The sequence below is a fragment of the Pseudovibrio sp. W74 genome (assembly GCF_001623085.1).
In the GTDB taxonomy this organism is placed as follows: Bacteria; Pseudomonadota; Alphaproteobacteria; order Rhizobiales; family Stappiaceae; genus Pseudovibrio.
This window is the reverse complement of record NZ_LMCJ01000064.1, coordinates 259,287-269,818: the sequence shown is the minus strand read 5'-3', so window position 1 is coordinate 269,818 and position 10,532 is coordinate 259,287. Positions and strand designations below refer to the sequence as shown.

10 protein-coding genes and 1 tRNA gene are annotated in these 10,532 nt (G+C 51.2%); 7 read left to right on the top strand and 4 right to left on the bottom strand.

All coding sequences use genetic code 11. The annotated features are described in order from the left end of the window. Positions 1–462 precede the first annotated feature (462 nt). Positions 463–1,680, top strand: a complete 1,218-nt coding sequence (trpB, locus tag PsW74_RS28255; RefSeq protein WP_063288359.1) for a tryptophan synthase subunit beta — start codon at positions 463–465, stop codon at positions 1,678–1,680. A 56-nt stretch (positions 1,681–1,736) separates the two neighbouring features. Here trpB and PsW74_RS28250 read toward each other — a convergent pair whose 3' ends face one another. The 4 genes from PsW74_RS28250 to PsW74_RS28235 all read right to left on the bottom strand — a co-directional run bounded on the left by PsW74_RS28250 (position 1,737) and on the right by PsW74_RS28235 (position 4,598). Further along, positions 1,737–1,919 carry a hypothetical protein gene (locus tag PsW74_RS28250; RefSeq protein WP_057466048.1) on the bottom strand — a complete coding sequence of 61 codons (183 nt, stop codon included), beginning with the start codon at positions 1,917–1,919 and terminating at the stop codon, positions 1,737–1,739. Positions 1,920–2,173: 254 nt separating this feature from the next. Further along, positions 2,174–2,249: transfer RNA gene (locus PsW74_RS28245), tRNA-Val, on the bottom strand. 139 nt (positions 2,250–2,388) lie between these two features. Next, on the bottom strand, positions 2,389–3,663 hold the full coding sequence (locus tag PsW74_RS28240) for an MFS transporter (protein ID WP_063288360.1): 1,275 nt from the start codon (positions 3,661–3,663) through the stop codon (positions 2,389–2,391). A gap of 251 nt (positions 3,664–3,914) precedes the next feature. Next, the gene (locus PsW74_RS28235) at positions 3,915–4,598 is read right to left on the bottom strand and encodes an HAD family hydrolase (protein WP_082826871.1); all 684 of its coding nucleotides are present in this window, start codon (positions 4,596–4,598) and stop codon (positions 3,915–3,917) included. Positions 4,599–4,836: 238 nt separating this feature from the next. Between PsW74_RS28235 and rpiA the strand changes: the two genes are divergently transcribed. The 6 genes from rpiA to PsW74_RS29575 all read left to right on the top strand — a co-directional run. Next, complete coding sequence (gene rpiA / locus PsW74_RS28230) at positions 4,837–5,526, top strand: ribose-5-phosphate isomerase RpiA (protein ID WP_063288361.1); 690 nt, start codon at positions 4,837–4,839, stop codon at positions 5,524–5,526. Positions 5,527–5,580: 54 nt separating this feature from the next. Further along, complete coding sequence (locus PsW74_RS28225; RefSeq protein ID WP_057466051.1) at positions 5,581–6,096, top strand: DUF2059 domain-containing protein; 516 nt, start codon at positions 5,581–5,583, stop codon at positions 6,094–6,096. A gap of 164 nt (positions 6,097–6,260) precedes the next feature. Next, on the top strand, positions 6,261–7,640 hold the full coding sequence (gene gor / locus PsW74_RS28220) for a glutathione-disulfide reductase (RefSeq protein WP_063288362.1): 1,380 nt from the start codon (positions 6,261–6,263) through the stop codon (positions 7,638–7,640). Positions 7,641–7,739: 99 nt separating this feature from the next. Beyond that, positions 7,740–8,366: a gamma-glutamylcyclotransferase family protein gene (locus PsW74_RS28215; protein ID WP_063288363.1), complete on the top strand. Its 627-nt coding sequence runs from the start codon at positions 7,740–7,742 to the stop codon at positions 8,364–8,366. Between the two features lie 352 nt (positions 8,367–8,718). Further along, positions 8,719–10,089: a 3-deoxy-7-phosphoheptulonate synthase class II gene (locus PsW74_RS28210; RefSeq protein ID WP_057466053.1), complete on the top strand. Its 1,371-nt coding sequence runs from the start codon at positions 8,719–8,721 to the stop codon at positions 10,087–10,089. A gap of 165 nt (positions 10,090–10,254) precedes the next feature. Beyond that, positions 10,255–10,532, top strand: a 278-nt coding sequence (locus PsW74_RS29575) for a response regulator (protein ID WP_208988205.1), incomplete at its 3' end; no start/stop codon positions are given.

Genomic DNA, 10,532 nt, shown 5'->3' with positions numbered 1-10,532 from the left:
GTTTGAGGGGAAGGGCCCAGGACTATAGGGTATCACGCGGTGACGGATGCAGATGTACCGGTGGGAAATCCACTTTTGCTGACGTGTCTGTCAAAGACGGAGGAACTGTCTGAGCAGGGAAACCTAACTGGATAAGCCACTGTCTTTTCAGGAAACTGACTATCGTACCTTATAGGCAAAAGAGGCGACGTTGTTCATCCCAAGAAAACCCGGGCAAGGCGTGTAGCCAATGCCGAAGAAACTAACTTAACAAACAGCGCAGGTATTGCCTGCCGCCTTGCTCATCCCGACTTTCGGGAATTCTGTTCCACCACTGCATGGAAGGCCATGCGGTGCTTTAAGTGCTTGTTTATCTGCCAAGAAATCGGTGACTAGTTCCAATTACCAGATGGATTGCCCCGCACGGCTTAAAGTAGCATCAGTCCTATACATATAGATAATGGGCTGGGAGAGCGTGAGCTGATGGACAATTATTTAAAAGAGTTCCCGAACAAAGAAGGCTACTTCGGTGAGTATGGCGGAGCATTCCTGCCGCCTGAGCTGGTGCCTCAGTTCGAAGAGATCGCGAAAGCCTACGAAAAGATCTCTGGCGATGCTTCCTACATCAATGAGCTGCGTTACATCCGCAAGCACTTTCAGGGCCGCCCAACCCCCATCTCGCATGCACGCAACCTGTCCAACCGGATTGGATCGGGCGCGAACATTTACTTAAAGCGGGAAGACCTGAACCACTCCGGCGCTCACAAACTCAATCACTGCATGGCAGAAGCACTTCTGGCAAAGCATATGGGTAAGAAGAAGCTCATTGCAGAAACCGGAGCAGGCCAGCACGGCGTGGCCTTAGCAACAGCTGCAGCTTACTTTGAGCTTGACTGCGAAATTCACATGGGTGAAGTGGATATCGAGAAAGAGCATCCAAATGTCGTCCGCATGCAGTTATTGGGCGCAAAGCTCGTACCGGTTGGTTTCGGCGGGCGCACACTGAAAGAGGCGGTGGACTCCGCGTTCACATCCTATCTGGAGCAGGCTGACGAGGCGCTGTTCGCAATCGGTTCTGTGGTAGGCCCGCACCCGTTCCCGCGTATGGTGCGTGACTTCCAGCAGATCGTAGGTATTGAGGCGCGTGAGCAGTTCACTGAGATGACCGGCAATCTGCCAGACCATGCTGTGGCATGTGTTGGTGGCGGCTCAAACGCCATGGGCCTCTTCTCTGGCTTCATTCAGGATAAGTCAGTCAAGCTGCACGGTGTTGAGCCAATGGGCAAAGGGCCTGAGCTTGGGCAGCACGCAGCAACCATGACGTTCGGCAAGCCGGGTATGCTCCATGGCTTCAAGTGCCGTGTTCTGGAAGATGAAGCAGGCAACCCTGCGCCAGTACATTCAATTGCCTCTGGTTTGGACTACCCAGGTGTCGGACCTGAGCACTCCTACCTGCATGATATCGGTAAGGTGCACTACAGCTCAGCGACTGATGATGAGACTTTGCAAGCCTTCTGGGCACTCTCGCGTTATGAGGGGATCATTCCTGCACTGGAAAGCTCTCACGCAGTCGCATACGCGATGAAGCTCGCCAAGGAGTGTCCGGGAGAGACAATCCTCGTCAATCTGTCGGGGCGTGGTGATAAAGATCTGGATTATGTCGCCGACAACTTTGGCACAGGCGAAGATCTGAAGATATAAGAAGGACAGAGAAGGGGGCTTCGGCTCCCTTTCTTAATACGGATCGAATAGGTTAATCAGGCGTTCCGATTTCGGATCGCGACAAAAGAAGTGTAAGAAACGCCGCCTGCGCCCGAGATAAAGGCTGCAACATCACGCGCCGGGCCGCCATACATCACGGTTTGGAAAACAACCACGAAAAAGAACAGCATCACAGACGCTGCAAAAGTCTTGCCGATAAACAAAAATATCCGGTTCATAGACGTGGTCCTGATCTTTAAAACTGCCCAAATTTCAGAAGCCCATCTTAGAAAAACTGTTTCAGACTTTCAAAGAATTTCTGCTTCAAAACAAAGAGTTGTGATGTGCGCCACGAAAACGCCAAGGCACAACATGTTTCCAAACCCTCTGGGGCAATATGGGGAGGCGGAGTGTATGTACAAGGAAAACAACGGAAGAAAATAAAAAAGCCTCCGCGAATAATCGGGAGACTGAAAGCCTTCATAAGAAGGAATGGTGGGCGATGAGAGACTCGAACTCCCGACATCTTCGGTGTAAACGAAGCGCTCTACCAACTGAGCTAATCGCCCCCGTAGGGTGGTACGCCGTGTGGCGTGAGGAGGTGTTTAGGGCCTTTGACGGGTTCTCGCAAGCCCCTGAAGAAACTTTTCCCAAAAGAATTCCAAATATATCGCTGGAGGCGGCCCCGTTAACACCATAGGCTTCGCATTACTTATATTTTTCAGAGGGTTGGGCTTGGTGATAACTTGCATAAGGCATGTTGCTCACACTTAGGAATTGTTTACGTGACGAACGACGTACAAAGAACAGCTTCGCTACATAAAGCCGATAGGCGGTGAACAGAGCAAGCGAACCGCTAAGACCAATCAAAATGAGATCAGGCGTCTTGGAACCAAGCACTGGTGCAAGGATACTGATGAGTGTTGGACCTGCAACACTGCCCGCAGCCCAGATGAAAAGCAGATAGGTCGACAACGCAACACTGCTCTCCGGTTTCCGTTCAAATGCGTGTGCCACGCAGATGGATTGCAGCGGGAAGGAGAGACCTCCAAGAACAACCAGCACCAGACCCAGCATGCTCAGCAGATGATAATTACGCAGGAAGCCAGAGTTCCAGCCAGTGAACGGATCAGCAATCAGGAAGGTAACCATGATGACGGTGATCAGTGCAGAAGAACCAAGAATGAGCCATCTGCGGTCCATGCGGTCAGCAAGAGAACCAAACGGCCATTGGAACATCAGGCGACCAATATAGATCATCGCAATCATAAGAGCTGTGGTGCTGCCTCCAACCCCGGCCTTGGACAGGGAGTAGGGCACAATAGTCAAAAGACTGGTGACAATAGCACCGGAAGCAAAAGCGCCCAGCACAGCCACAGGAGACTGAGCCCAAATCTCTTTGAACTTAATGCGCTTGGCTTTGTATGTGCGTGGTGGAACAGAGCGGGTCATGCAGAGCAATACAACAGCTGCAAGCAGTACAGCGCTGAGCAGTTCCAGCATTTGCAATGGAACCTCGGTGAATTTGGCAACGAAAATCTGTGAGAGAATGGCCATTGCCCCAATCACAATGGAGTTCACAGATAAAATACGCCCACGAACTTCGTCTTTGATAGACTCATTCAGCCATGCATCAGCTGTGGCGAACAAAACCGCAAATGCCGCCCCCATGAAGAACCGGAGTACAGTCCAGAAAATGATGCTCTCTGTGTTCTTGAAAAGCAAAACGAGAAGAGCTGTCAAACCAGCAGCGCCAGCAAAGGCTCTGATGTGTCCGATCCGGTTGATCATGCGTACACCGCGCATACATCCAACCATGAAGCCAAGAGAGTAAGCCCCTGCCACAAGGCCAGCTTGAGAGGCAGAGCCGCCAATGCTGGCGATCTGAAGCGGCAAGCTTGTTAGCAAAGCAGAGCTCGCCAGTTGCGCAAGCGCACTAGCCAGAATGATCGCAAACAGCGAAACGAGTGAAGCTTTAACCATGCAGCCATTGACCTGCACCTGATGTGGCGCAGTGTTCCCGTGTTGATGTTCATTTACTGGAAAACAGAGCTTTCCGATTGACTGAATGTTTCGCAGGGGAATGTGACTGCATTGAGCGAAAAATCGAACCAAGCAGTGATTTATTGATGGGATTTACGTGGGGGAATTGAGACGGATTTGCGGCTGTAAACAAAACTGCCGCCCACTGAACAAACAGGGGCGGCAGAGTATCTTGTATCTATATCAGAGAGTTAGGTTGGTGCGTTCTCAGCACTCAACTCTTTGACTGCCGCTTCCAGCTGATTGTAATGAGAAATCACCACATCAGGCCCCAGTTCGCGGACAGGAATGTCTGTGTAACCGAAATCCACAGCGATCACGGGCAGGCCAGCGTTACGTGCAGCGCTGATGTCAGCCTTGGAATCGCCAATGAAAATGGAGCCTGCGCGGGAGCCACCGGCAATGTCGATTGCACCAAAGACTGGCATCGCATCCGGCTTGTTCTTGGAGAAGGTGTCTCCGCCCACAACAGCATCAAACAGGTGTTCCATGTCCATGGCCCGAACCAGCGGTTTAGCCAGTTTTTCCAGTTTGTTTGTGCAGATAGCTGTTTTCCAGCCAGCAGCTCTCAGCCGCGCAACTGTTTCCAGCGCCTGCGGAAAAGCATGGGTCTTATCTGCAATATGAGTCTCGTAGTAGCGAATAAACTTGGCAAGCAATGGTTCCAGAACTTCATCTGTCACTTCAATCTTGCTTGCCTCGAGCCCACGGCTCATCAGCACTTTCACGCCAGCGCCGACCATTTTCCTGACCCGTTCAGGCTCAATGGCTTCAAACCCGGCTTCTACCAAAACATGATTCATCGACGCTGTGAGGTCTCCCATGGTCTCCAGGAGAGTACCGTCTAGGTCGAAAACCAGAACTGGTGTTGTCATACTTAAGCTCGTTTCTGTTGAGAAAATCCGCGCCACACTACCGAAATTCACCGTGAAGTCAATTTGCGAGGAAAACCTATAGTGTGTTGGGTGGATTGCTGCTTGGCGGGACACACACCTCATGGTAATCAGCAGGAGTTATGTCACAGTAGACCCAAGCGCAATAACTAGGCAGAATTGTTCTTGTCTGTGAACGTTTCCGAACAAGCTTTGGGTCCGGGGAAGAGAAATTAGTCAGATGGCAATGAGTTTGAAGGCGCAGGCCGCAGCTGCAGCACTCAAGGAAGTTAAGCCCGGCATGAAGCTGGGGATAGGTTCTGGATCAACAGTCAATGAACTGATCCGCCTTCTGGCAGAGATGGTGAAGGATGGCTTTGAGATCATCGGCGTGCCAGCCTCATCTTATTCCCAAGCTCTTTGCGATGAGCTGGGAGTGCCGTTGACCACACTGGATGAAACGCCAGTGCTGGATCTGGTTATTGATGGGGCGGACGAAATTGATCCGCAGTTAAACCTTATCAAAGGCGGCGGCGCGGCGCTGCTTCGCGAAAAAATTATTGCGGCGGCTTCCGGAAGCATGCTTGTGATTGCTGATGAGAGCAAAATTGTTGATACCCTCGGAAAGTTTCCGCTTCCCGTGGAGGTTGTTCCGTTCGGGCTTGAGGCCACTCGCCAGATGATGCAAAACAGCTTGGACGCTGAGGGGCTGCAAGGTGAGATGATCCTGCGTATGGCAGGGGAAAAGCCACTTGTAACCGATAACGGCAACTACATTCTTGATTGCCACCTACAGGCAATCAGCAGCCCGAAGTCACTGGCAAAACGCCTGGAGGTTATTCCAGGTGTCGTTGAGCACGGGTTGTTTATTGATATGGCAGTACGGGCCTATGTTGCCGGTACTGATGAAATTCGTGTCTTGGAACCTTAAGCTGTCCCGACAGTCATTTTAGGACAGCTGATTAAAATATAGGGGAGCCATTTTATGCTCGCTAAGTTCAAGTCTGCAGCAATTGCAGGTGTTGCATCACTGGTCGTTGCTGGTGTGCTGATTTCCAGCCCGGTTATGGCTCAGGACAATTCCATTTCTGAAAGCCACATCGAAGCTGCAAAAGCGGCTGTTCGTGCAACAAAATCCATCGAGAACTTCGATAACATCCTTCCAGATGTTGCAGAGCGTACTCGTACCCTGTTTATTCGTTCCAATCCGGCAATGAGCGCTGAGATCGACATCGCTGTGAATGAGGCTGCTGTTGAACTTATCCCGCGCCGTCAGGAGCTGGATCGTGTGATCTACGAAGTTTGGGCTCGTCGCTTCTCTGAAGAGCAGCTCAATGAAATCGCAACCTTCTACAACTCCGACACCGGTAAGCGTCTTGCTGACCTGTCCGGTACACTGTCTGCATTGACGATCGGTGCTGCAAAGCAGTGGAGCGATGCGGTCAGCACCGACATGGTTGCAATTTCACGGAAGAAACTTGCTGAAATGGCTGCTCAATAAGCGATCACGAAATCGCAATCCAAAATGAACAGTTAGATCAGATACGCCCCTTGAAATTTGGGCGTATCTGGCCCAAATCTGAGCCTACGTTTTTATAAGACAAGACCTTAGAGCGTAACGAAACGCCGTTGCATAAGGTTTATTGCAAACGAAAGTGGGCTGTAATGACTAATTTCGACTACGATCTCTTTGTTATTGGGGCTGGTTCTGGCGGCGTACGTGCAGCGCGCATCGCAGCAACCCATGGCGCCCGTGTCGGTATTGCTGAAGAATTTCGCTATGGCGGGACCTGCGTTATCCGCGGCTGTGTTCCCAAAAAACTCTTTGTCTACGCATCTAAATTCACCGAGGAATTTGCAAATGCGGACGGGTATGGCTGGAGCCTGAACGGCACGCCAACCTTCGACTTTGATAAGCTTGTCGAGAATAAAGACAAGGAAATTACCCGTCTGGAAGGCATTTATCGCCGCAACCTGGATAAGTCCGGCGTTGAATTGCACGACAGCCGCGCAGTGATTGAGGGCCCGAATACTGTTCGCTTGCTATCAACTGATCAAGTCATCACAGCTGAACGTATCCTTGTAGCTGTTGGCGCAACGCCGAACGTTGATGCAGGTCTTGTCGGCTGCGAACATACGATCACATCCAATGAGGCGTTCCACCTTTCCGAGTTCCCGAAGCGAACCATAGTTGTCGGTGGCGGTTACATCGCTGTCGAGTTCGCTGGCATCTTCAACGGCATGGGATCCGAGACCACGCTTTTGTATCGCGGTGAAGAAATCCTGCGCGGTTTCGATATGGACGTGCGTACCGGTCTGCATGAGCAGATGGTAGAAAAAGGTATCACCGTCAAAACCAAGTCCACCATTGCATCCATTGAGAAGCATGAGGGCGGTCTGACAGTGACCACGCACGCCGGTGAAGTGATTGAAGCCGATCAGGTGCTCTACGCGATCGGACGACGCCCGAACACAGCAGGCCTCGGTCTCGAAGAAGCTGGCGTTGAACTCGACAAAGCAGGTGCAATTGTCGTTACTCCGCAGAGCCAGAGCTCTGTGCCAAGTATCTTTGCTGTGGGCGATGTCACCAACCGTGCCAACTTGACGCCAGTTGCGATCCGTGAAGGCCATGCCTTTGCAGACAGCACCTATGGTGGCAACGAGTGGCATGTCGATCACTCTATGATCCCGACCGCAGTCTTCTCTCAGCCTGAGATCGGCACCGCAGGTCTGACGCAGGAAGAAGCTGAGGCGCGCTTCGACAATATTGATATCTACTCCTCATCCTTCCGTCCGATGAAGAACACCCTTTCTGGCAAACCTGGCAAGATGTTCCTCAAGATGCTGGTGGATGCGGATACCAACAAAATCCTCGGCATTCACATCATGGGCCCAGACTCTGGCGAACTTATCCAGATCATCGGTGTGACCCTGTCGATGGGTGCCACCAAGTCGGACTACGACCGCACCATTGCGGTGCATCCGACTGCTGCGGAAGAATTGGTGACAATGCGCGAACCATCTGAGCGTATCCGCAAGAATTAAACTTTAGTTGACTTCCAAAGAGCCGCTAGTCTTTGCTAGCGGTTCTTTTTTGTCTTGCTGCCGGAGCAGGGCATCTTTCTCGTTTTGATAGGAATACCCGTGACTGACCTCACACAGGACCAGATTTGCTATTTTGGTTATGGCTCTCTCGTAAATGAAGAAACATTGCCCGCAGGCACGACAGTGGTAGCCGGACAACTGAGTGACTGGAAGCGGGAATGGCGTGGTTGCTCCAAAGGCAAAGAAGGCAATGGCCGCATGTCAGGCGTTGGTGTTTGCGCATTAGGTGTCCGTCGTGAAGAGGGCTCTGTCATTCGTGGTGCGATGGTGCTTGATACAAAAGCAAACCTGCCTGTGCTGGATAAACGTGAATGGCATTATAACCGCAAATCCCTCAGTGATGATAGTTTCGTGCCCGATTGTGGCAGGCAGATGCCATCAGACACGTTCCTCTATCAGGTGCAGGATCAGTACGCGCACTGGGGCAATGACGAGCACCCAATCCTGCAAAGCTATGTTGACTGCGTCATGGCTGGATTCCATCGCCTATGGGGTCATGAAGGATTGTTGCACTTCATGGAAACCACGGACGGCTGGGATCGTGTACCAATTCTAAATGATCGCGCAGAGCCGTTTTATCCGCGTGCTATTGTTCTGTCCAAAGAACTTGCGGGCACGATTGACGATCTGCTGAAATCTGTGAATGCTCAATATTTAAATCGCTGAAATTAGGTTCATGGTTCGCGAGTGTGAACGCTTCATGTATCTTTACACAAGTGTTCATCTGCGATCTTGAAGGGCGCTTTGAAATAATTGTCTATCAAGTTCTAATTTATTAGAACATAGTAGCTCTAAAGCAGATTGGTTTGATGGATTCTCATAGGGCCTGATTTTTTTGAGGTATCCTCAACCTACAGCGATAAAACAACGTATACGTCCCCCTAGTCAGATAAACGGGCTGCGTGTATAAGCCTTTCTGGGCTTTTGTCTCATGATGAGAACAGCTCAAAGAATTAACGCTGCCAAAGAGAGGCGCATAGGGCGCGCTGGCAGCATTCCGTATTGATGGAGTTTTAAAATGGCGGACAAATGGACACCGGATTCCTGGCGATCAAAACCGATCGTGCAGGTACCGGACTATCCAGATAAGGAAGCAGTGGCAGACGTTGAAAGTCGCCTAGCAACTTATCCGCCGCTCGTGTTTGCAGGTGAGGCGCGCAAGTTGAAAGCGCAGCTCGCTGATGTTGCCGAGGGGCGTGGATTCCTCTTGCAAGGTGGTGATTGTGCGGAGAGCTTTGCAGAGCATCACGCTGATCACATTCGCGACTTTTTTAGAGCATTCCTGCAAATGGCCGTGGCGCTCACCTATGGTGCGCAGCAGCCAGTTGTAAAAGTGGGCCGTATTGCTGGTCAGTTTGCAAAACCGCGTTCTTCCAATATTGAGAAGAAGGGCGATATTGAACTGCCTAGCTACCGTGGTGACATCATCAACGGTATCGAGTTCAACGAAGACTCTCGTATTCCAGACCCTGAGCGTCAGGTGAAAGCCTACCGTCAGTCTGCTGCGACGTTGAACCTGATCCGTGCGTTCGCGCAAGGTGGTTTTGCCAATCTGGATCACGTCCATCAGTGGATGCTCGGCTTCGTAAAAGACAGCCCGCAGGCACACCGCTATCAGGAAATGGCAGATCGTATTTCCGACGCCGTCTCCTTCATGCGTGCTTGCGGTGTTGATCCCGACAACACACCTCAGCTGCGTTCCACCGATTTCTTCACCAGCCATGAAGCATTGCTTCTGGGCTACGAAGAAGCGCTGACACGCATCGATTCCACCACTGGCGAATGTTACGCAACATCCGGCCATATGCTCTGGATCGGTGATCGTACGCGTCAGTTGGATCATGCACATGTTGAATTCTTCCGTGGCATCAAGAACCCGATTGGCCTCAAATGTGGTCCATCTCTTGATCCTGAAGAGCTGATCAAGCTGATCGACGTTCTGAACCCTGAAAACGAAGCTGGTCGCTTGACACTGATCACCCGTTTCGGTCAGGACAAGGTGTTCGAACATCTCCCAGCTATGGTACGCGCTGTTGAGCGTGAGGGTAAGAAAGTTGTTTGGTCCTGTGACCCGATGCACGGCAATACCATCACTGCAAACGGATACAAAACGCGTCCGTTCGAGCGTATTCTGCGTGAAGTAGAAGCATTCTTCGCGGTTCACCGCGCTGAAGGCACTCATGCAGGTGGTGTTCACGTCGAAATGACTGGCCGTAATGTGACCGAATGTACTGGTGGTGCACGCGCACTGTCCGCAGAACAACTCGGTGATCGTTACCACACCCATTGCGATCCTCGCCTCAACGCGGATCAGGCTCTGGAGCTGGCGTTCAAAATCGCAGAGAACCTCAGAAAAGAATCTGATACACGCCTTGCAGTGAACACTTAACTCTATCTAGAGTATTCATATGATGATCAGGGGTTGCACATTGTGCAGCCCCTCTTTTTTTGATAAATATTTATATGCGAAGCACATAGAAAATTGGAATGATGTGCCTCCTGCCTTTCGCTGCCCGATGTTTTTCTAGGTTTTTTCGCCCTCAGGGAGAGTTTGTTGCTTCAGAGCGATTCTTTGTTGTCTGGCTATTCAATCCTTATTGTGGATGACAACAACTACATGCGTTCCATCTTGCGCACTATGATCTCCGGCTTTGGCGTGCGTTCCATCTACGAAGCAGGCGACGGGGCCGACGCGATCGCAATTCTGCTGGACCGCAGGCCTGATATCGTGCTGTGCGACTGGATCATGCACCCGATTGATGGCAATGACTTCCTCCGTATTCTCAGGCAGGACGAAGATTCTGAAATTGCCAAGACCCCGGTAATCGTCAT

Excerpts from the sequence above, each read along its gene's own strand:
- trpB (WP_063288359.1), top strand. The coding sequence starts at position 463 with ATGGACAATTATTTAAAAGAGTTCCCGAACAAAGAAGGCTACTTCGGT.
- PsW74_RS28250 (WP_057466048.1), bottom strand. The coding sequence starts at position 1,919 with ATGAACCGGATATTTTTGTTTATCGGCAAGACTTTTGCAGCGTCTGTG.
- PsW74_RS28240 (WP_063288360.1), bottom strand. The coding sequence starts at position 3,663 with ATGGTTAAAGCTTCACTCGTTTCGCTGTTTGCGATCATTCTGGCTAGT.
- PsW74_RS28235 (WP_082826871.1), bottom strand. The coding sequence starts at position 4,598 with ATGACAACACCAGTTCTGGTTTTCGACCTAGACGGTACTCTCCTGGAG.
- rpiA (WP_063288361.1), top strand. The coding sequence starts at position 4,837 with ATGGCAATGAGTTTGAAGGCGCAGGCCGCAGCTGCAGCACTCAAGGAA.
- PsW74_RS28225 (WP_057466051.1), top strand. The coding sequence starts at position 5,581 with ATGCTCGCTAAGTTCAAGTCTGCAGCAATTGCAGGTGTTGCATCACTG.
- gor (WP_063288362.1), top strand. The coding sequence starts at position 6,261 with ATGACTAATTTCGACTACGATCTCTTTGTTATTGGGGCTGGTTCTGGC.
- PsW74_RS28210 (WP_057466053.1), top strand. The coding sequence starts at position 8,719 with ATGGCGGACAAATGGACACCGGATTCCTGGCGATCAAAACCGATCGTG.